Below are 20560 nucleotides of genomic sequence, written 5' to 3' on the forward strand. Positions count from 1 at the left end.
CGCACCGTCGGCGCCGGCGTGGTGTCGAAGATCATCGAATAAGTCGGCTTTGCCGACTGGTGGGCAGCCGTTGCTCCGAAGGAGCAAAGCGAGCCCGCACCATAGAAACAAACAAAGGCCGCTCCAAACAGGAGCGGCCTTTTTTCGTGGCAGTTTTGACGAACTGCCGGGCAGTTGGCCTGCGGACTTCGCAATTGATTAGCGCAACAAATGAGTAGTCATCGAAAATACCAGCCAGAATATAATTGCTACGCCTAGAATCGGCCCGAAAACAATTAAAGGTATTGCCCAGACCGGAGCTTGAACCAGGCCGAACCAAGCTCCGCTTAGGATCCAAAAAGCAAGACACAGAACCAACGCTGACATCGCAATGGCCTTGGTGAGACCTTTGATCTCGTCTCTGGCCGGAGGGTGCGGATCGCGTCGAATGCGAACAAAACCCACTAATACTGAAGCAATAATCAATGGCAGTACCATCAAGAATACTTGCGTCACTGCTCCCATGGTCCCAAGGCGCGCTAACGGAACCCCTCTGGGAATGTCGTGTTGATAATGAGCGACAATCGACAGGATGTTGGAAACTACGGCGCCAAGAATTACAAAGCCCCAGAACATTGCAGTTGATTTGAACATTATTACCCGTGGTGAAACGAAGCGAACCGGTGCAACCCTAGGGGCATTTGAGTTTCCCAAACAAGAAAGAGAAACCTCACTTGTCTCACCTCTTGATTACCTGTAACGCGCGGGCGCCCTTAGCGAGGAGTTCGACGCTGGGTTTCTCGCGTGTTCGGATGCGACCAGTTCAGGCGCTGCTCAATTGGCAGTAGATACCCACGGGTCCCGCCCCACCATCCGGTCCGCTTCCGCCGTGATGTCATTCATGTGCTGCTCAAGGCTTTGCCGCAGCGCCTCGATCTGTTCCTCGTTGGCTTTACGGGGCACCGTCTCAGTCCATTCGCGGCAGAGCAGCACCCCTTCGTTGCGCCAGGGGCGGGGCAGAAGCAACCGGTCCCAGGTGCCGGCCTCTGAGGCATGGCGGCAGGAATATGCGATACCGAAGACTCGCTTGCCCGAACTGCGCGCCCAGACCAGTGGCACGGTGGACAACACCCGTTCCGGGCCGCGCGGGCCGTCTGCGGCGATACCGATCGAAATGCCGTCTTTCATCTTGCCCAGCACCGCGCGCGACAGCGCTACGTGGCGGGTGCGGCTGGACATGGCGATCGTGTCCATCCCGAACAGCTTCTGCACCCGGCCTACCATGCTGCCTGCCCGTGCGGCCGAAGTGATCGTGCAGACGCGCCCCTTGTCCAGCGGGAACAAGTAGGGCGACTGCGTCAGCCGCTGGTGCCAAAGCACCACGATCACCGGTTCGCCTTGATCGACCAGTGCGTCCAGCTCCTCGTACCCGATCCGTTGCCAGGTGGAATGCTTGCGCACCAGCCGGATATACCAGGCGATCCGGCGCGCGGCCCAGTTCAGGACCGTTTCGCTATCGGCGATCTTCTTGCGCAGGCTCACGTTTGCTTCCCCCGGAAAACCGGTCTTTGTCTTACCCGATCGCCACATCAGCGCAATCCGTTTTCTTGGCCCGGCCCAAACGCGGGGTTGGAAAATTATGCGTCAAGCGGTCGAAACCCCCTTGAGTCCCGCGCCCCGCTGGCCTATGCCAAGCACGGCCTTAGGGGTATAGCTCAGTTGGTAGAGCGACGGTCTCCAAAACCGTAGGTCGCGGGTTCGAACCCTGCTGCCCCTGCCAAATAAAATCAATGACTTACACTGTTTTCGATCAGACCAAGTTGGACCAGTTGGGAGTCACTTGGGATTTTTGTTCCAATTTACCTTTGTTCCGGCCTACGAGCTTCCGATTTTGTAAGCCTCATATTCCAGCTCAGATTGTGCACTTCCAAGTTAGCCTCCGCAGACTCGAGGTTGTGCCCAGTGATAGTCGCTATTTCGATTCCAATTCGTCTGGTAACCGCCGGCAACACAGTCCGAACTAGCTCACTCTAAAACGCTGCCGCGCGACTGATTAGGGCGTCTGGGAAATACTCGTTACCCATGTCGGCAATGCGGATTTAGCTGCCATTCAAATCTGTAATATGGGTAGGTGTCAGTGCTCTACTTCGGAGTTTGCTATGTTGGTGACCAAGGTTTGCGAGCGGTGACCCAATTGGTTGGTCTTTGTTCGTTATTCCGGCGTGAACCAAATCGGAGAGGTGTAGGCTCTTTCTTGTTGCCAAGGCTCAAGATGCGACGGTCGGTCAATTCCAAACACCAAAGCGTCAATAGTAGTCCAACGCGGTGTTGGGATTTCCAGAACACGAACATAATAGAATGCACGCTGGCTTGGAGCAAAGTCCGGATCCTCCCAGAAAGCTTCAAGAAAGGGGGTTCCTATTGAATTTCGGTAAGTTGCGGTTTCGACATCCACTGTATTACCGACCAGTGGAAGCTTGTTGTCGGCGCCCATAATCCGGTCATCTGACCATGCAACATCAAAAACCTGCTCGCTCATGTCGCCGGTTTCGGTCAGCCACCCCTTAATAATCTGAACACGATCAAGATTTGCACCATTTGGATCACGCAACGCCCGCACCAGAAATTTAGGCGCACCCATTTGCCGACTGGCGGTCAAGTCCCCTCCCATCGGAACTCCGTTTGCATATCCATATTTCGCAAAATCAGAACGAGAAAGGTCATCTTCTTTAAAATTGAAGCCGGCGAAAACGCGCACGCGCATACGAGTGCCAGTGGTCGCAAATACTTCTTTGCGCATTAACGCATCCCAAATACCCTCACGGGTGTTTTCACGCGCCCAGACCGCAGCCAACCCCGCAGCCAACCCATCCGCATGGGTCAGGTCATCAGATGGGTCATCCGGGGTGAAACGCCCTGTGATGCGCTCTTCAAAGCGATGCGGGTTGGAGGACGGTTCGACAAGCGACACTTTACCAAAAAAGTTGTCTTCCTGTGCGGTAGAAAGGCCTGTATGCGAATCCGTTGATCCGACCACACCAAATTTGAACGGGTTGACGCCAAAATCGTCTTCATAGGCCATGCCACGCTTCCAAGCACTGCGGGCATATTCTTTGGGTAACATATCGTTTGACTTGGGCTCGGGCCCAAAACTTCCTTTGTCCCAAGTTCCATAGTCGGCAAATTCATCCGTTGGTGACAACAAGGGATGTGCCTCTCCATCACCTTTGATCTGAGTAATCTCGTAGATCGGTTCCCAACGTTGACGGCGCAATGCGTAATCGCGGTTAACCGGCTCACCCGAAAGGGTGATATCATCGAACATCAGTCCGTTTGACAAGTTGCCATTGTGCGGAATTGCCAGCACTCGACCACCTGTCAAAGATTCATAGTTTTCTAACCAATCCCATAATTTTTCGGGATCTTCAGTGTCATAGGCGCTGAGGGGGATGATCTGATCCGCGCGCGATTTTCCATCTCGGAAAATGACGTTCCGGTGCAGGTTGTTGCCATTGGGTCCGGACGTCCATTCATAGCCGATCAGCGCCGTAAATGTGCCTGGCTGATTGTGCTCTTCAGCCGCTGTTGTAATGCGCGGCCACATGGCCTCACTAAACCCGGTCCCGGCAAGCGGGTCGGTGACAACGTTAAGTGCGTCCTGCATCCAGGTATCATACGACAAGGCTCTGGAATCATCCGTCCGAGGAGCGTAAATCTCGCTGATTTTGCGCCCCCACTCATTCTCCCGCAAGACGGGGTTCTCTTCTTCAAGCGCTATTGGCAGACCCAGGTTTTCTGCATGATCGGTGACAACCAACCAATCCAAAGGTTGTTGCAGACGTGCAGGAACACCATTGGATGAGATGATCTCTTCACCTTTGGCAAACCTGTATGCGTCATCTGGCGTCAGAATTGCACCTACCAGACCGGCATCGGCAGAAAAAGCCGTGTGCAGATGTGTATCGCCAAAAAAGACCTGATTTGGGAAGTCGTCCTTTATGTAAGGTGAATACTCGATGTCCTCAGTCGGATGGGAGCCCAAATCACCTAATTCTTGCGACGTAGCCGGGTGGGGCAGAATGAGGGTGGATCCGACGACGGCGATATGTGCGAGCGACCAGAAAGCAAATTTGGCCATAATCGGCTCCCATAGGCATCATGAAATCGATATTTTATTTTTTTACCAATATCATAAGGCAGATACAGCGCAAACTGCACCATAAGCAAAATGCTACATCGGACCATACGTCCACATTGGGCTCAAAGTGCACGTTGCGACACGCCAGAGAGCACAAGGTATCTGGGAAGGGTTCCAATCCGCAGGTCAGAGCGTGTGAAGCATACGTGGGAAACGGCGATGCTTGCGGGCCCGAGCGACGCAAGTAGGAATGCAGTCGCCAACCTTTGGGTGGCTTGTGCCATCTCTTATGGTTGGGAAAGTCCTTGTAAGCCTCTATTTTTATAAAAGTATTTTGCCAGGTTGGAAATTTTTGGCAATAGAAACAACGACCTTCAAGGGCCTCCAAAACCGTAGGTCGCGGGTTCGATCCCTGCTGGCCCTGCCAGTAAAATCAATAGCTTACGCCAAGATAACAGAATGGCTGTACCTAATCTTGTGCGCTATTTTGTGCATTTTTCGGAAAAACAACGTGTACCCGGCCTGCGGTCAGGTAATGCAAGACCAATGACGTGATGGAGCTTTGTCAGCCTGAAACCAAGACACCGCGCGCTTTGCCCTGAACGCTTGCTGTTCGATGCGCGGAATGTGACTTGGTTGCCGGAAACCATCAGGGCCAACGATCATGTGCGTCGCGCAAACAGGCTGAATACAAGACTGCTTCTGACACATCACCAAGCGCGAATTGGACTTGCGAAAAAGGGAGCCATCCACACAGGACAATGCGGACATCCAGCGCTGAGGCGTGGATGTTCACTTTCTCAAGTTTTGGAGCGCTGGACGGCCTGCGCGATTGAGGCCCTCCTCAGTCTTCGACGAAAAGTCCTGTCCGACAAATTGAACTCCCTCCGGCCGCATAAATAGGCAATCGCTTTTGCGACCCATTTGGCGGGAATGTGAGACAACGGATCAAGCTGGCCCACGGGGTTAATGTTGGACGCCTTGATCGCGCAATAATGCGACCAACCTTCGAGAAACGAGTTGGCTGCCCCGGACGAGATGTTGATGATTGTCCCGCTATCCTGTTCCCGCATGATCGGGTTGGTGGAGCGCAGAGCATGATAGACACTTTTCACTTTCACATCGATGACGGTGCCCTAGGCCTCCGGGTCGTTTTTCGCGATGCGGGTGATGGGGTCGATCAACTCCGCCTTGTTTGCCAGGATATCAACGCCGCCAAAGGTAATTTGCGTATGGCGCATCAGGTTTGATACCGCTTTGTGATTGCTGACATCGCAGGCTAAGCGGTTGCTCTCACGCCGGTCTGCCGAAGTTCATCAGCGATGGCCTGAATGGCGCTAATTGACCGTGCCGCGAGCACGACATTTGCACCGTGTTCAGGTAGATACTGCGCCGTCGCTTCACCGATGCCAAACAGGGCGCGAGACAGCGTGGTCTCGAATTCGGCCCGCGCGGTTTCACCATTGATGTCGATTGATCCAGTAAGCTTGACAGGTACGTCACTGCCCCAAAGAGACGGCATTCCGGGTATCAACAGGTTGTTTTCCTCCACACCATCAACGCCCCGCCCGTCAAAACGGGCTGTTGGGTGACCGGGTGCATCAAGCCTCTGAACTGCAGCCAATGTCGGCTAGGTCGAGATTGGCCGCAGTGATCGAGAGCGCTTAACACAGCAGCTCTTCAATATTCTTCCTGTGCCGATCGATCAGTCTTTTTTGCAGGCGTCCGGCCAGAATGGGCCGGGCTGGAACAGGGGTCTCGCTTTCCAGAGTGATCTCGGGGAAAAGTGTGAGAACTTCCTCCCGAGCTTCTCTTGGAAGCACCCTGAGTGTCTCGGGGCCGATAAAGAAACTTTCTGTCGGAGCACCCTCGGCAAGGATGATCTCGTGCTTGTCGAACAACAAGTGGAAATACTCGACGCTTTGAACCTTCTCATCGACATAGAACCCCGGAAGTTCCGTGAGCCGGATCGCGGCCACAAGCACCTCTCGCGCTCCAAACATCCGCTCAGCGATGTTGGAGGTAATCAGCATCTTGTGTTGTCGTGACACAACCAGATCACGCCGCGGCAATCCGTTGCCAAGTGCGTCGGCCTCGATCTTTACAGGAAGCAGCTTTGGGTTCTGGATCAACTCGCCGGGTCCAATCTGGCGGCGGAATATCCTGACGAGAAGCCGTGCGGTGTCAGCCTCCGAACCGTCCGGCTCATAGGCGGTGACCGCATTGCCTTCGATCAATTGTTCGACAGGGCGCGGTCCACCGGGTGTTTCGATCAGCGTTCCGGTCGTGAAACACACGTATTGAGCGGAAGGTGTGGGCGTTTGATCATTTGAAAAATTATCATTGCCATCCACTAACCGCTGGATCGAGAAACCATCATTGTCCGAGCCGAAATCCTCACCCGTACCGATCCGGGTAGCGGTTGATGAAAACCCCACATAGCCCGGCCCGGATGTGGGATCGTCGAGGCTGTCACCGTTGTAAGTAGTCTGGATGAACGCATCAGCGGCGGGGTCATAGACAACGGCATTGTCGCCTTTGTTGTTCAAAACACCGCCGGAGACATCGGCATCGAACACAAGATCATCTGGCCCGCCCGTGGGCAGGTTACCTCCGGCTTGAACGTTGCGAACGACCGTCGCCCGCGCGCCAGTCTGCAGCACCGATCCAGAGGGAAACGTAAACCAGTTGTCCCGGCTGGCATCCCACAGTTCCACGCCGGAAACGTCGATCGGGCCAGTGGACGTGTTCAGCAGTTCAATGAACTCGTCACCGGCCCGCGCAACACCGTTTCTGCCAGTATCGAAATTGTTCGCACCGTTTGGATCAATGAGCAGTTCATTGATAACAAGTCCACCTAGTAACGCATCTGCCATAGTCTTAATCCCACAAGGTTAAGCGACACCTCAACACGATGCCTCCATCAGCCATCGCTTTCTCTGCGATGACCTTCGACGCGACTGATTTTGTCTGCTTCCGGGATCGACATACCCACGGGCGCGAGTATCGCCTCGTCCGAGACCACCAACTCCGGCGTGTAGAGTTGGCGGGTCACGATCCCTCGGCGCGTCTCGACCACGACGGGTGATGTTTCATAGTAGAACGGGATCGTGCAGCCCGACACGACCAGAGCCGGGACGGAAGCAGCGAGATTGACGGTCTTGTGCATTCAAACCGCCTCCTGATTTTTTGGAATCCGATTGAGCGGCCATGGCCTCGCCATCCCGTTGGCGGCCCGGAAAGGCGCAATCCATGTCTTTGTGACGCCTCTCGTTCATAGGAACGCGGGACTTTGATGCGCTGATTTCAAATCCAGGGTAGAGCGCAAGGATGTCGTCCTGCCTGGCCCGATGCAGAACATGAGATCGCTGACACCCGGTGAGGCCTCAAGAAGCGGTTTGCCGTTTTTCACGTGCCGGGCCACAAGCTGCTTTTGCAATTGACAGGCCGGCATCGGCAGCGCTGGCTCTGGCGCATGAGTCTCGTCCTGCAGTTCCGGAAAGAGCGTCAGAATTTCCTCGCGAGCGTCCAGGGAGATAGCCTTCAAAGCCTCAGCACCCGCGTAGAGGCTTTCCGTCGGCGCTTCCTCGGCATAGATTATCTCGTGCCGGTCAAACAGCAGGTGGAAGTACTCGACACTTTCGACAGTCTCATCAATACATATGCCCGGAAGTTCCGTCAGTTTGATCGCCGCGACCAATATATCCTGACTGCTGAACATGCGCATTGCAATTTTGGACGAGACCAACATGCGATGCTGGCGCGACACCAGCAAGTCCCGCTTCGGGAAGCCACTGCCCAGAGCACCTGCCGTAATCCGGACGGGGCGCAGCTTGGGCTGTGACGCTAGACAGGTCTTGGTCAGCTTCTTTCTTCCAATCCATAGAATCGACTGCAGCCCGTGATCCATCGTCGACACCAGATCGCCGACGCGCAAATCTTCGATCTGCGCAGGACCCTCGTGCGTTTCGATGAGCGTGCCACTCGCGAGGCAAACGATGTTGATGTTCTCGAACTCGTCGATTTTTTTGGCGAAATCGACGACGGCTGGATCGGTTTGCGTGTTTAGTGTATCGCCGACGCCTGGCCCGCCGGTGTCAGGTTTGCCGCCCTTCACATCGCCGAGTGCGTCTTCGCCGAGCACGCCAATGTTCAGCGTATCGGCACTATCCCCGAGGTCGATATTGTTGCCCGTTACTCCGTCACCGATGGTGACGGTGTCCTCACCATCTTTGGTATCAAGGTCATTGAAATCCGACCCGTCCCCAAGCGTGACGCTGTCTTCTCCGTCACCGAGTTTGATGTTCCTGACTTGACCATTTGCGCCAATGGAGATTGTGTTTCCGTCGTCGCCACCATCGATATTGACGTTGCTGCCGTCGGAATTAAAGAAGTCGCCGGTCGTGAAGCTGTTTACGCCCTCGCCAAGATCCAGATTGCCGTCGAGGTCGAAGTTGTCGCCCGCTACAATCGTGTCATCGCCTTGATCGGAACCGGTGTAACGCTCAAGTTCGACGTTGTTCCCAACAGAAACGGACGTCGAAGCCGCGTTTTTCGCGTCGATCTGAATATCCGCAATGTTCACGTCATCAGCAATCGTGAATTGCGGGTTTAGGCCCGGGTCATTGTCGAAATCGACTTTCAAACTGTTTGGATTGCTTTGGTCGAAGCGAACTTCAAAGTTGACGTCGGAGCCGCCCGCGTTGGTGAAGGTGACGTCCTGTGTCAGCGATGGATCAATAATGTATATGTTACCATCTACAGCGACGACATCGCCCGCATTGGCATCGGTGATTATCACGGTAGCCAAAACCCATCCTCCAACATGTCTGCAAAATACACCAGCAAAGAGCCCAACCAACGATCTCTTGAGGCGACTCAACGTCCAATTCTACACCTTATGCGAGCATTGTCCATATGCAGGGGCGGCGCAGGCAGCCGTGGACGGGGTTATGCTCGTATACATTCTCTATCGGCTAGCCATAGCCACATTAAGGTCCTCGGTTCTTCCATTTCTGAATGTTTGAGCCGCCCAACATGCGCCCTGAGTGTCATCTTGGCACCCGCAACGAAAGGCGATCTGGTGTCCACTTGTATGCTGTCGACGAGATACCGGGTTGTGGCTAGCTTAAGCTACCTAGCCGAGCATGAAGCCATCGCGCACCCACGCGATTTCGCGCAACTGATCTGCCTACGTTTCGCACTTCTCGGAAAAAGGACTCCTGGATCTTTCGAAAAAAGGGGAAACCGCTTTCGACGTATCCGTGGGCGGCAACCTCTTGCTCTCAAATGCATCGACGGAATTGCATCGCGTATCCTGGGCGACGGACGCGGGCGGAAGTCCCACAGGTCTCAGAGGCAGGCGGCCATCAGGCGATAGACGATCTGGGCGGCGGTAAAGTCCCAGGCCGTATTGCCGTCCGGGGCCAGTTCCACCACGTCGAAGCCGACACAGCGTCGGCCGCCAAGCGCGTGTTCCACCAGATGCAGCGCCTGATAATACCCCAGCCCGCCGGGCACCGGCGTGCCAGTGGCGGGCATCAGCGACGGGTCCAGCCCATCGACGTCAAAGCTAACATAGACATGCTCGGGGAAATCTTCGGGGAGATCGACCTTGTGAAACCCGTGCGTCACCAGATCTTCGGCATCGTGGTGAAAGACGCCGTGTTTGACGCGGCTGTCGACCTCTTGCTGGCAGAGCGCGCGCACGCCGAACTGTGCCAGCCGCACGCCGTCTTCGGCCAGCAGATGCATGACCGAGGCGTGGCTGTGTTTCTCGCCCTGATAGGCCACGCGCAGATCGGCATGGGCGTCGATCTGCACGATGCCCAACGGCTTGCCAAGCGCCCGCGCGACGCCTGTTACCGCGCCATAGGTCAGCGAGTGCTCACCACCCAGCGTGACGGGGATGGACCCGGCGCACACCGCTGCCTCTGTCCGTTGCGCCAGGCTTTCCATAATATCGGGCAGCGCGCCGGTGCAATCCAGCGACTTTTCGGTGAAGATACCCGCGGCACAGGGCTCGTGGCCTTGGCAGAGTCGTTCCAGCTCGTTTGAAGCCTCGATGATCGCCTCGGGTCCCGTGGCGGTGCCCGAACCGTAAGAGACCGTGCGCTCCAGCGGTACCGGGATCACGCGAAAGCGCGCTGCGTCGCTACGCTCGGTCGCGGTCAATTCGCTGTCGAGGAATATGCTCACGAGAGACGCTCCTTGAAATCGTCATATCCGAATTTCTTGACGATCCGCAGATCGTCGGTTTCAGAGTTCCACAGCGCGATGGCGGGCAGGGGGACGCCGTTGAACGTGTTGGTCTTTACCATCGAATAATGCGCTTGATCGAGAAAGGCGAAGCGCTGGCCGACATGCAGCGGCTCGGCCCAAGTGTAATCCCCGATCACATCCCCGGCGAGGCAGGACGGCCCGCCGAGACGATAGGTATGGCCCGCCTCAGCCTCCCCCATCAGCGCCGGGCGGTAGGGGGCCTCGATCACGTCGGGCATGTGGCAGGTGGCCGAAATGTCGGTGATGGCGAGGTCGATGCCATTGTGGGGCAGGTCAAGGATTTCGCCCACCAGAATACCCGCGTCCAGCGCCACCGCCTCGCCGGGTTCGAGATAGACCTCGACGGCATATTTTTTGCGGATTGCCCTGATGAAGGTGATCAGCGCTTCGCGGTCATAATCGTCCCGCGTGATATGTTGGCCACCGCCGAAATTGAGCCATTTCAGATTAGGGATGAACCGGGCGAGTTTCGGCTCCACCGCCGCCCATGTCCGCGCCAGCGGTTCGAACCCCTGTTCGCACAGCGTGTGCATATGCAGCCCGTCCACCCCGGCAAGCATGTCGGTGGTGAGCTGAGACACCGGCGTGCCGAGCCGCGAGCAAGGCGCGCAGGGGTCGTATTTGGGGACCTCGCCCTCAGAATGTTCGGGATTGATGCGCAGTCCGACCTGCACCTTTGCGGCCTGGGCTTGGGTCAGGAAACGGTTCTTTTGCGCCGGGCTGTTGAAGATGACGTGATCCGACAGCGACAGGATTTCGTCCATGTCGGTGTCTTTGTACCCGGCGCAGTAACTCGCGACCTCGCCGCCATATTCCTCGCGGCCCAGCCGCGCCTCGAAGATGCCGCTTGCGCAGGTGCCGTCGAGATGCTGACGGATCAGTGGGGCCAGCGCGAACATGGAAAATGCCTTGAGTGCGCTGAGAACATGCGCACCTGAGCGAGTGCCGATATCGGCGAGAATGGTCAGGTTCCGCTCAACCGCTTTTTCGTCGACAACGAAACAGGGCGAGGGGACTCGGGCCAGATCGAAGCGACGAAACGCCCCGGCATCTCCTGCCTGTGTTGTCATCATATCTGCCATGGACGGCACCTCCGTCAGGTAGAGAGGCCCGGGGCGCTGCCCGTCGCCATTGTCTCTCGGACCAATGGCGCGACGATGTCGAACCCCGGGATAATTTTAGCCAGATGAAGCCTGCGGCGGATCAGAAATTGACCGGGCCGCCGAGCTCATGCACCTGCCAGGGCAGCCCATGGGTATTGAGCATGTCCATGAAATCATCCGGGTCGAGCTGTTCCATGTTCCATACGCCCGGCTGCACCCAGTTGCCTTTCAGCACCTGCGCCGCGCCGATCATCGCCGGAACCCCGGTTGTGTAGCTGACCGCTTGGCTGCCGACTTCGGCATAACAATCCTCGTGGTCGCAGATATTGTAGATGTAATAGGTCTTCTCGCCCGAACCGTCCTTGGCCTGACCGGTCGCGATATCGCCGATACAGGCTTTGCCCTTGGTTTCCGCGCCCAGATCGCCGGGATCGGGCAGCAGGGTTTTCAGGAACTGGATCGGGATGATTTCCTTACCGTCATGCATCACCGGATCAATGCGCGTCATGCCGACATTTTCCAGCACTTTGGCATGGGTGATATAGGCATCGCCGAAGGTCATCCAGAAGCGGGCGCGTTCGATTTCGGGGAAGTGGGTGGTCAGCGACTCCAGCTCCTCGTGATACATCTGGTACATGTTCTTGGCGCCGATGGCGGGGAAGTCGTATTCAACCTTGGTGGTCATGGCTGGGCTGGTCTGCCAGGCACCGTTTTCCCAATGGCGCACTTCGGCCAGCACTTCGCGCAAGTTGATCTCAGGGTTGAAATTGGTGGCGAACTCCTGTTCGTTGCTGCCGCCATTGGCGTCTAGTACGTCGATCTGGCGGATCGTGTCGAGCTTGTGCTTCTTGAGCCAGGTGGCAAACACCGAGGTCACGCCCGGATCGAAGCCCGAGCCGAGAATGGCGGTCAGACCGGCCTCTTTGAACCGGTCCTGATAGGCCCATTGCCAGTGATATTCGAACTTTGCCACGTCCTCTGGCTCGTAATTGGCGGTGTCCAGATAGTGGCAGCCCGCCTCAAGGCAGGCATCCATCAGCACCAGATCCTGATAGGGCAGGGCGAGGTTCACCAGGATCTCGGCCCCGGTTTCGCGGATCAGCGCGACGGTGGCGGAAACGTCATAGGCATCCAGCGCGGCGGTCTTGATCTCGACGCCCACGCGGTCCTTTACCGCCGCCGCGATGGCATCGCATTTCGACTTGGTCCGGCTGGCCAGAGTAATCTCGGTGAAGATGTCGCTGTTCATCGCCATTTTGTGCACGGCGGCGTGGCTGACGCCACCCGCGCCCACAACCAGTGTCTTACCCATGGAAATTCTCCTCTGGTTATTCGTAGTAAGTGTAGCCGTTGATGCTGTCGCGATAAGCGTTCATCAAGGTCTTGCGGTCCTTGGATTGCAGAGTACCGGTTGAGATCGCCTCGTCCACCATTTTGCGGAAGGCCGCGACGCAATCGCCCGGGTCAAACTCGACATAGGACATCACTTCCGAGATGGTGTCGCCCTCCTGCTCGTGCAGCAGGTCGAACCCGCCATCGGCGCGCAGATCGATGGTCACTACATTGGTATCGCCAAAGAGGTTGTGCAGGTCGCCCAGCGTTTCCTGGTAGGCGCCGACAAAGAACACGCCCATGTAATATTCGTCCGCTTCGGGCAGGCTGTGCACCGGCAGGCTGGGCGAGACACCGTCGGACAGGATGAACCGGTCGATCTTGCCATCGCTGTCGCAGGTAATGTCGCTGAGCACGGCGCGTCTGTCCGGGGTCTGGTTCAACATCTGTAGCGGGACGATCGGGTGTAGCTGGTCGATGGCCCAGACATCCGGCAGCGACTGGAACAGTGAGAAATTGCAGTGATAGATATCGGCGAGGGTCTTTAGCTCGTCATCGACATCGGTTTCACCCTCTGCTGCCGCCACCAGCGCCTTGATCCGCGCCATCAGCGACAGATAGATGCGTTCGGCGCGCGCCATCTGGCGCAGGTCGACATAGCCTCGACGGAACAGCGCGCGCAGCTCGTTGCGGTAGAACGAGGCATCGTTCCAGCATTCCTGCAACCGCTCTGCGCTGAGATAGCCGTTCACTGCCGCCAGGTCCGACAGCAGGTGATGGTCATCGGGGTCCACTTCGGGCGCGCTGGGCGCGTCATACAGCGTGCTTTCCAGCACGTTGAACACCAGCATCGACGAGGTCGCCACAACCGCCCGTCCGCTTTCGGTAACAAGCGTCGGGTGCTCTATCCCGGCCTCGTCCATGGCATAGGACACGGTTTCCACCACATTGGCGCAATATTCCTCGACCGTGTAGTTGATCGAGTTCTCGGTGGCTTTCTTTTCGCCGGTATAGTCCACGCCCATGCCGCCGCCCAGATCGAGATGGGTCAGCGGCACGCCCTCACGCGTGAGCTCAGTGAAGTAGCGGCAGGCCTCGCCCACCGCGCGGCGCACGTCGTTCACATCGGGTACCTGACTGCCCAGATGCGAATGCTGCAGCTTCAGGCAGTGGCTTAGTCCGGCGTCGCGCAGCTTGTCCACGACGGCAACCAACTGGTCGGTATTCATGCCAAAGGCCGAGCGGTCGCCCGAGCTTTCCTCCCACTTGCCGCTTATCTGGTTGGTCAGCTTGACGCGCACGCCCAGCAGCGGCTCGATGCCCAGTTCCTTGTAGACTTTAATGACGGTATCGGCCTCGCGCGGGCTTTCCAGCACGATCACCGTGTTGAAACCGATCTTGCGGCTGAGGATGGCAAGCTGGATGAACTCGGCATCCTTGACGCCATTGCACACGATCAGCGCCTCGCGCGCCAGCCGGTGCGCCAGCGCGATCACCAATTCCGGCTTTGATCCGGCTTCAAGCCCATAGCTGTATTTCTGGCCGAACTCGACGATCCGGTCGATCACCTGCGCCTGCTGGTTGACCTTGATCGGGAACACGCCGCGATAGCGCCCCTTGTAGCCCACCCGCGCGATGGCGTCGGCAAAGCTCTCATTAATATGGGCGATCTCGTTTTCCAGATAGGAACTGACGCGCAGCAGCATCGGTGCCTTGATGCCGCGCTGGTCCAGATCCTGCAGAATGCCCGGCAGGCTGATGGCGGGTGTCTCGGGCGATAGCGGGTTTTTCAGCCCGATGTCGCCCGCTTCGGTCACCACGATCAGGTCCTTGCCCCATTTGTCGACCGCATAGGCCGAATGCGCGGGATCCTGGTTTTGTTTCAACACACGCTGCCCTTCCGTCCAATTCGTCACCTTGTCCGCGCGTTTAAGCGAGGGGGTCGATTCTTCCAATACCCAAACCATTTGCCGCACGCGCGATTCTTTTGCCCTGCAACAAGGAATTCGGTGCCAAAACAGGGGTTTTGCGGCCCCTTTAAGTGCTTATCCAGCGTCAATCTTCGAAGCTGTTGCCGAAATACACTAGTGAGAGATCAACCATTCCTTTAGAAAACTGAGGTCCAAAGGGGGCACAACAGAACAGGGAATTGAATATGTTGCGCCGTCTCATTGTCCCTTTGGCAATAGTCTTTCCGCTGTGCGCCTTTGCGCAGGCAGATGGCCCGGTTCCGGGTAGCGATGCATCGATCACGGTTTCACGAAACGCGCAAGACGTCGCGCTGCCCTCTCCGTTCACGGATTTGACCCGCAGCGCCCAGCCAAAGGCGAGCACCGGGTGGCTCAACCCTCTGCAGAAACTCGGCTTGCGGAGCAAACGCAAAGCGCCAGCGCCGGATATTCAGCAGATCGCGGTGGCTACCACTGCGGAACCTTCCCGGCAGGTGAGCGTTCGCCGCGACGTGGTCAAGGAAGACGCGGTTGATGAGGCGTATCCAGCGGCCTCCACCACCAATTCGGCGGGTTTTCTGGCCAAGCTGTTCAATCGCGATGGCGATGCCAAGTTGCAGCCCTTCCAGCCCTTCACCAAGCTGCTGACCCGCGACAAGGATGGCGGTGATCCCGCGACCCAGTTCACGCTGGGCAGCGGCCTTTCGGGCGAGTTGCTGACACCGGATGCCAAGACCGGATCGCTCTACAGTGCGTTTCTGGGGGTCGGCCTGGGGCCCGAGGTCACATTTAGCGGTGAGGATGCGGGCGACGCATCCGGCGCGCTCAGCCTTCTGGAAACGAAACCCAAACACGACTGGCCGGGTAATTCGCCCTCTGCCGCCTATGGCCCTGCGTCTAGCGGGCAGGGCATCGACGCCGGCAACGAGGACCGTCCGATGACACCTCTGGGCATCAATCTGAGGTTTTGAGATCACGCCCCTCCGGCCCCTGACACGAATAGCTTTTGCAGACCGGTTTGGCCTGTTAACCTTTCGTTAATAACAATAACAGCGGGCAATCAGGGCAATGAATACGGGCTTTAGCGGCACGTTCGTCATCTCCTGGACACAGACGGAACTCGATGGCCTTAGGGCCGCTCCACTGGATACACTCACCAACGGGGCGGTTTGGTCATGGCGCGGCGAGGCCGTGCGGGTGGATGAACCCGGTGGTCTGTGTGACGGGGGACAGACGGGCAACGAAGACACACATCGCAGAAACGCGGCGGACCGGGTGCACCGGATGGTTGGTGCCACGGTTCAGCAAACCAGCGACATCGGCTCTGATCCGAGCGATCGCCTGATGGATCGCAGCTTTGTGGTCACCGACGGGGCGCAGTGTTTCACCATCACGCTGATCGAAGCCGGTCGCGGGTCGCAGCCGCTACTGATGTTCCATAACGGGATACCGCCGCGCGAAACCGACCTGCATGTGGTGCAGCACCGCTTCGACGCATGGCCGGGGCCAAGCATGAACGCGGCCTCGGGCGGTGTCATCTGTTTCACGCCGGGCACACGGATCCGCACGCCTGACGGTTTCCAACTGGTCGAGGATCTGCGCGAGGGCGATCTGGTCGAGACCCGCGACAGCGGCGCGCAAGAGGTCCAGTGGGCCGGGCAGCGCCGGATGAGTGGCGCGCGGCTTTTCGTGATGCCGGATCTGCGACCGATCCGCTTTGCCGCCGGGGCGTTCGAGACCGATCGCCCCGATGCCGAATTGCTGGTCTCACCCGAGCATCGGATGCTGCTGCGGGGCCGGGCAGCGCGGGCCCTATTCAACACACCCGAAGTGCTGGTGCCCGCGCGGCAACTGATCAACGGATCAAGCGTGACCGTGGACCTGCGGGCACGCGAGGTGACCTATGTGCACCTGCTGCTCCCCGCGCATCAGATCATCTGGGCCAACGGGGTTGAAACCGAGAGCTTTCATCCGGCCAGCGCTGCGCTTTCGGCGCTGACCGAGCAGGACCGTGCCCGGTTGCTGCAACAGCGGCCATCGCTGGAAAGCAACCCGGACAGCTATGGTGATTTCGCCCGTCGCGCGCTGACGGACAGCGAAGCGGCGCTGCTGATGCACGAAGTGGCCTGACGCCGCAGCTGGTCAGCTCTATTGCAGCCCGTCGCTGAGCCGTTTCAGCAGGTCCTGCAACCTGTGCAATTCCTCACGCGTCAGGCCGGTGCCTTCGACCATGCAGGCAGTGATTTCGGGTGCCTTCGCCTGCAAAGAACGACCGTCCCTGGTCAGGTGCACGAAGACCTGCCGCTCATCCGTCTCACCACGCCTGCGCTGCACATGGCCCAACGCCTCCAACCGCTTGATCAGCGGGGTTAGCGTGCTGGTGTTCATCCGCAATTGGCCTGCCAACGCACCCACCGATTGGCCGTCCCTTTCCCATAGCAGCGTCAGGGTGATATATTGCGGATAGGTCAGTCCCAGCTTTTTGAGATGCGGTATGTAGGCTCGGTTGATCACATGCGAGGCCACATAAACCGAATGGCAGAACATGTCCTCGGCCCGGCTGGGCAATGTGCTGTGTGTCACGTGTCTGAGTCCCGCCGAATTGTATCGTGCACGATATAATTGCTTGACCGAGCGCCGAGTTCAATATTAAATCGAAAACGATTAAATCGCACGCAATGTAATGGAGAGAGAAGATGTCCTGGCTGCCCAGCCTGCAGACCGAAACGCCGGAAGAGGGCTTTGATCTTGCGATAAAGTTGTCGCGGATGGCGGTCAAAAAGACCCAGCCCGATGACGCCGCCCGCGCGCGGATGCGCCCGGACTATGCCAATAACGCCGATAGCCTGACCATGGCCTCGCACGTGGTGGCGGCCAATTTTCAGACCGTCGCCCAGGCCAATGATTACTGGAGGTCGTGACCCGCAGGGTCAGTCCATTTGGTAGAGCGATTCATAGATCGGTGTCAGCGTCTTGTCTTCAAACAACGATGACACCGAGGTGCCATTCCAGATGTTCAGGATCGCCTGGGTAAAGATCGGCGCGGTGGGCACGATCCGGATATTGCTGGCCTTCTGGATCGGTTTGGTCGGCTGGATCGTGTCGGTCAGGACCAGCGACTTCATCACCGAATTGGTCACCCTTTCCACCGCCGGGCCGCTCATCACGCCATGGGTGATGTAGGAGTGGACTTCCTTCGCGCCCTTGTCCATCAGCACCTGCGCCGCTTTGCAGAGCGTGCCGGCCGTGTCGCAGATATCGTCCACGATCAGGCAGATCTTGTCCTTCACGTCTCCGATCACCGTCATTTCGGCCACTTCGCCCGCCTTCTCGCGGCGCTTGTCCACGATCGACAGCGGCGCGTTGATACGTTTGGCCAGCTCGCGGGCGCGGGCCACGCCGCCCACATCCGGCGAGACCACCATCAACTCGTCCATCTGGTCCTTGAACTGGGTCTTTACGTCCAGCGCGAAGATCGGGCTGGCATAGAGGTTGTCGACCGGAATGTCGAAAAACCCCTGAATCTGCGCCGCGTGCAAGTCCATGGTCAGCACCCGCTCGATCCCGGCACCGGTCAGCATGTTGGCGACCAGCTTGGCGGAGATCGGGGTGCGTGCCTTGGTGCGGCGGTCCTGGCGGGCATAGCCGAAATAGGGGATCACGGCAGTGATCCGGGACGCTGACGACCGGCGCAGCGCGTCCGAGATGATCAGCAGCTCCATCAGATTGTCATTGGCCGGGTTCGAGGTCGGCTGGATGATGAACATGTCCTCACCGCGCACATTCTCGAACACTTCGACGAAAATCTCGCCATCATTGAAGCGCTCCACCCGCGCCTCGACCGGGGCTTGATCGACGCCGCGATACAGGCTCATCCGCCTGGCGATCGTGTCGGCCAAAGGTTTGTTGGCGTTCCCAGCGATCAGCTTGGGTTCGGTCGGTGTCGGCATATGAAGAATCCCCGAGGCAGCGGTGTCGAATGTGACAGATTCGTGATGTTGACACCGCTTAGCATGGGCTTACCGTCCGGCAAAGAGACCGTGATGGAGAAATTGACGATGGCCGACATTGACTACTTTTTTGCGACATTGTCGCCATATTCCTACCTTGCCGGAACCCGGCTGGAAGAGATCGCCGCCAAGCATGGGGCAACTATTGCCTACAAGCCGATGGATATCGTGGCCCTGTTCGGCCGTACTGGCGGCACTCCGCCCAAGGACAGGCATGTGTCGCGTCAGGAATACCGCCTGCAGGAGTTGCGGCGGCAAGCCGACAAGCTGGACATGGCATTCAATCTGAAACCGGCCCATTGGCCCACCAATGCCGCGCCGTCGTCTTACGCGATCATCGCGGCAGCCAAGGCGGGCGGCGGCGATCTGGGCGGTCTCTGCCATGCGATCCTGCGCGCCTGCTGGGCAGAAGAAAAGGACATCTCCGATGATGCGGTGATTCGGGCCTGTCTGGAGGGGGCGGGGTTCGACCCCGGTCTGGCCGACAGTGGCCTTCTGGTCGGTGCCGAAACCTATGCCGCCAATCTGGAGGAGGCGGTCGAGCGAGGTGTATTCGGCGCGCCTTTCTACATCACCTCCGACGATCAGCGGTTCTGGGGGCAGGACCGGCTGGACGATCTTGGCCGGCATCTGGCCGGGCGGGCGAAGTGACAGTCCTGCCTGCAGTGGCGCAAGGGCTGCATGTAAGGCGGCTTGGGCGTGGCACGCGGCAGGTGCTGGGCTTTCACTGTACCATGGCCCATTCCGGCGCCTTGCGGGGGCTGGCGCAAAATCTGGGCGAGGACGTTGCCGTGACGGTACCCGATATGCCCTCGCATGGGCGCAGCCCAGATTGGGACGGGCAGGGCAGTATCCTGGACCGTATGATCGAGGCTGGCAGCGCGCTGCTGAGTGAACCAATGGACCTGATCGGGCATTCCTTTGGCGGGGTGGTCGCCCTGCATCTGGCGGTACAGCGCCCGGATCTTGTCCGCAGCGTCGTGTTGTTCGAGCCGGTCTTCTTCGCGGTCGCCAAACAGGACCGGCCCGAAGACACGGTGGAGGACGCAAAAAGCATGCAACCGGTGCATGACGCGCTGGCCGCCGGGGATCCTGAAACCGCGGCGCGGCTGTTCAACAGGCTCTGGGGGGCGGGGGGGGTACGCTGGTCCGATCTTGCCGAGACGACCCGTGCGGCCATGACACGTGGAGTTGCGATTCTGGCAGACGCCAATACCCAGATCACCCGCGATCCCCATGGATTGCTGCGTCCCGGTGGGCTGGACAGTGTGACAGCGCCCGTGCTGCTGCTGCGCGGTGCGCACTCGCCGGCTATTACCGCGACGGCGAATGCGGGGCTGGCCCGACGCCTGCCGGATGCTGTCAACTCGGTTGTGGAGGGTACCGGCCATATGGCCCCGCTGACCCATTCCGCCCGTGTGGCCGATGAGATCACGCGGTTCTGGTCGCGTGGCTGACCCGCAACGTACGCCCTGGTTACGGCACGCAAACCTCTCATGGGGCAGTGTGGCGGCGATCGATCCTTCACCCGCGCCTCTCTGGGCCCGGGTGTCGCAACAGACGTGGAACCGGACCCCTTGGCAGGGGTCTCGACCGACCGGTTGGCCGAGCGGGGGTGACGCCCCGATTCCGATCTCCGCACTTGGTGGCGCCACCGATTTTATCGCAGATGCACTGCCCTGACGGGATGAACCGCCCCGGCCAAGCCGGTGGCGGACAAAGTTGCTTGCCTCATCAGGGCGTGCTGCCCGATTGGTCTGTGGGGGT

The 20560-nt window shown here is 58.4% G+C and carries 19 protein-coding genes and 1 tRNA gene; 6 read left to right on the top strand and 14 right to left on the bottom strand.

What is annotated here, in order from left to right:
* Positions 1-198 precede the first annotated feature (198 nt).
* The gene (locus AB1E33_RS15485) at positions 199-633 is read right to left on the bottom strand and encodes a hypothetical protein (protein ID WP_372578183.1); all 435 of its coding nucleotides are present in this window, start codon (positions 631-633) and stop codon (positions 199-201) included.
* A gap of 180 nt (positions 634-813) precedes the next feature.
* Positions 814-1521: a lysophospholipid acyltransferase family protein gene (locus AB1E33_RS15490; RefSeq protein WP_372578184.1), complete on the bottom strand. Its 708-nt coding sequence runs from the start codon at positions 1519-1521 to the stop codon at positions 814-816.
* A gap of 162 nt (positions 1522-1683) precedes the next feature.
* Here AB1E33_RS15490 and AB1E33_RS15495 point away from each other — a divergent pair.
* Positions 1684-1759: transfer RNA gene (locus AB1E33_RS15495), tRNA-Trp, on the top strand.
* Positions 1760-2191: 432 nt separating this feature from the next.
* Here the strand turns inward: AB1E33_RS15495 and AB1E33_RS15500 are convergent.
* From AB1E33_RS15500 to speA, 10 genes are all read right to left on the bottom strand, one after another.
* A complete protein-coding gene (locus tag AB1E33_RS15500) occupies positions 2192-4117 on the bottom strand; it encodes a DUF3604 domain-containing protein (protein WP_372578185.1) in 1926 nt (641 codons plus the stop codon).
* 800 nt (positions 4118-4917) lie between these two features.
* Positions 4918-5190 carry an SDR family oxidoreductase gene (locus AB1E33_RS15505; RefSeq protein WP_372578431.1) on the bottom strand — a complete coding sequence of 91 codons (273 nt, stop codon included), beginning with the start codon at positions 5188-5190 and terminating at the stop codon, positions 4918-4920.
* 206 nt (positions 5191-5396) lie between these two features.
* Positions 5397-5639 (bottom strand): hypothetical protein, encoded by a 243-nt coding sequence (locus tag AB1E33_RS15510; protein WP_372578186.1) that lies wholly within the window; start codon positions 5637-5639, stop codon positions 5397-5399.
* A 142-nt stretch (positions 5640-5781) separates the two neighbouring features.
* Positions 5782-6993, bottom strand: coding sequence for a Hint domain-containing protein (locus AB1E33_RS15515; RefSeq protein ID WP_372578187.1), 1212 nt, complete (start codon positions 6991-6993; stop codon positions 5782-5784).
* Between the two features lie 47 nt (positions 6994-7040).
* Positions 7041-7286, bottom strand: a complete 246-nt coding sequence (locus tag AB1E33_RS15520) for a hypothetical protein (RefSeq protein ID WP_372578188.1) — start codon at positions 7284-7286, stop codon at positions 7041-7043.
* Between the two features lie 105 nt (positions 7287-7391).
* Positions 7392-8918, bottom strand: coding sequence for a Hint domain-containing protein (locus AB1E33_RS15525; protein WP_372578432.1), 1527 nt, complete (start codon positions 8916-8918; stop codon positions 7392-7394).
* A 551-nt stretch (positions 8919-9469) separates the two neighbouring features.
* A complete protein-coding gene (gene speB / locus AB1E33_RS15530; RefSeq protein ID WP_372578189.1) occupies positions 9470-10315 on the bottom strand; it encodes an agmatinase in 846 nt (281 codons plus the stop codon).
* Positions 10312-11481 carry a carboxynorspermidine decarboxylase gene (gene nspC / locus AB1E33_RS15535; protein WP_372578190.1) on the bottom strand — a complete coding sequence of 390 codons (1170 nt, stop codon included), beginning with the start codon at positions 11479-11481 and terminating at the stop codon, positions 10312-10314. The genes speB and nspC overlap by 4 nt, the downstream gene beginning before the upstream one ends.
* Before the next feature lie 121 nt (positions 11482-11602).
* Positions 11603-12814 (bottom strand): saccharopine dehydrogenase family protein, encoded by a 1212-nt coding sequence (locus AB1E33_RS15540; protein WP_372578191.1) that lies wholly within the window; start codon positions 12812-12814, stop codon positions 11603-11605.
* Positions 12815-12830: 16 nt separating this feature from the next.
* On the bottom strand, positions 12831-14801 hold the full coding sequence (gene speA / locus AB1E33_RS15545) for a biosynthetic arginine decarboxylase (protein ID WP_372578433.1): 1971 nt from the start codon (positions 14799-14801) through the stop codon (positions 12831-12833).
* Positions 14802-14989: 188 nt separating this feature from the next.
* Here speA and AB1E33_RS15550 point away from each other — a divergent pair, with 188 nt between their 5' ends.
* Positions 14990-15754: a hypothetical protein gene (locus AB1E33_RS15550; protein WP_372578192.1), complete on the top strand. Its 765-nt coding sequence runs from the start codon at positions 14990-14992 to the stop codon at positions 15752-15754.
* Between the two features lie 97 nt (positions 15755-15851).
* Positions 15852-16913 (top strand): Hint domain-containing protein, encoded by a 1062-nt coding sequence (locus AB1E33_RS15555; RefSeq protein ID WP_372578193.1) that lies wholly within the window; start codon positions 15852-15854, stop codon positions 16911-16913.
* A gap of 18 nt (positions 16914-16931) precedes the next feature.
* On the opposite strand, the gene AB1E33_RS15560 is transcribed toward AB1E33_RS15555, so the two are convergent.
* The gene (locus AB1E33_RS15560; RefSeq protein WP_372578194.1) at positions 16932-17366 is read right to left on the bottom strand and encodes a MarR family winged helix-turn-helix transcriptional regulator; all 435 of its coding nucleotides are present in this window, start codon (positions 17364-17366) and stop codon (positions 16932-16934) included.
* A gap of 113 nt (positions 17367-17479) precedes the next feature.
* Between AB1E33_RS15560 and AB1E33_RS15565 the strand changes: the two genes are divergently transcribed.
* Positions 17480-17704, top strand: a complete 225-nt coding sequence (locus tag AB1E33_RS15565; RefSeq protein ID WP_372578195.1) for a hexameric tyrosine-coordinated heme protein — start codon at positions 17480-17482, stop codon at positions 17702-17704.
* A gap of 9 nt (positions 17705-17713) precedes the next feature.
* On the opposite strand, the gene AB1E33_RS15570 is transcribed toward AB1E33_RS15565, so the two are convergent.
* Entirely contained in the window at positions 17714-18733 is a 1020-nt protein-coding gene (locus AB1E33_RS15570; protein ID WP_372578196.1) for a ribose-phosphate pyrophosphokinase, read from the bottom strand.
* A gap of 108 nt (positions 18734-18841) precedes the next feature.
* Between AB1E33_RS15570 and AB1E33_RS15575 the strand changes: the two genes are divergently transcribed.
* A complete protein-coding gene (locus AB1E33_RS15575) occupies positions 18842-19444 on the top strand; it encodes a 2-hydroxychromene-2-carboxylate isomerase (protein ID WP_372578434.1) in 603 nt (200 codons plus the stop codon).
* A complete protein-coding gene (locus tag AB1E33_RS15580; protein ID WP_372578197.1) occupies positions 19441-20250 on the top strand; it encodes an alpha/beta fold hydrolase in 810 nt (269 codons plus the stop codon). Before AB1E33_RS15575 ends, AB1E33_RS15580 begins: the two co-directional genes overlap by 4 nt.
* The last annotated feature ends 310 nt before the right edge of the window (positions 20251-20560 follow it).

Origin of the sequence: Ruegeria hyattellae (assembly GCF_041537925.1) — a bacterium.
In the GTDB taxonomy this organism is placed as follows: Bacteria; Pseudomonadota; Alphaproteobacteria; order Rhodobacterales; family Rhodobacteraceae; genus Ruegeria_C.

Coding starts and splice junctions, on each gene's coding strand:
- speA (WP_372578433.1), bottom strand. CDS start 14,801: ATGGTTTGGGTATTGGAAGAATCGACCCCCTCGCTTAAACGCGCGGAC.
- AB1E33_RS15520 (WP_372578188.1), bottom strand. CDS start 7,286: ATGCACAAGACCGTCAATCTCGCTGCTTCCGTCCCGGCTCTGGTCGTG.
- AB1E33_RS15550 (WP_372578192.1), top strand. CDS start 14,990: ATGTTGCGCCGTCTCATTGTCCCTTTGGCAATAGTCTTTCCGCTGTGC.
- nspC (WP_372578190.1), bottom strand. CDS start 11,481: ATGGCAGATATGATGACAACACAGGCAGGAGATGCCGGGGCGTTTCGT.
- AB1E33_RS15570 (WP_372578196.1), bottom strand. CDS start 18,733: ATGCCGACACCGACCGAACCCAAGCTGATCGCTGGGAACGCCAACAAA.
- AB1E33_RS15515 (WP_372578187.1), bottom strand. CDS start 6,993: ATGGCAGATGCGTTACTAGGTGGACTTGTTATCAATGAACTGCTCATT.
- AB1E33_RS15540 (WP_372578191.1), bottom strand. CDS start 12,814: ATGGGTAAGACACTGGTTGTGGGCGCGGGTGGCGTCAGCCACGCCGCC.
- AB1E33_RS15505 (WP_372578431.1), bottom strand. CDS start 5,190: ATGCGGGAACAGGATAGCGGGACAATCATCAACATCTCGTCCGGGGCA.
- AB1E33_RS15575 (WP_372578434.1), top strand. CDS start 18,842: ATGGCCGACATTGACTACTTTTTTGCGACATTGTCGCCATATTCCTAC.
- AB1E33_RS15565 (WP_372578195.1), top strand. CDS start 17,480: ATGTCCTGGCTGCCCAGCCTGCAGACCGAAACGCCGGAAGAGGGCTTT.
- AB1E33_RS15500 (WP_372578185.1), bottom strand. CDS start 4,117: ATGGCCAAATTTGCTTTCTGGTCGCTCGCACATATCGCCGTCGTCGGA.
- AB1E33_RS15510 (WP_372578186.1), bottom strand. CDS start 5,639: ATGCCGTCTCTTTGGGGCAGTGACGTACCTGTCAAGCTTACTGGATCA.
- AB1E33_RS15485 (WP_372578183.1), bottom strand. CDS start 633: ATGTTCAAATCAACTGCAATGTTCTGGGGCTTTGTAATTCTTGGCGCC.
- AB1E33_RS15555 (WP_372578193.1), top strand. CDS start 15,852: ATGAATACGGGCTTTAGCGGCACGTTCGTCATCTCCTGGACACAGACG.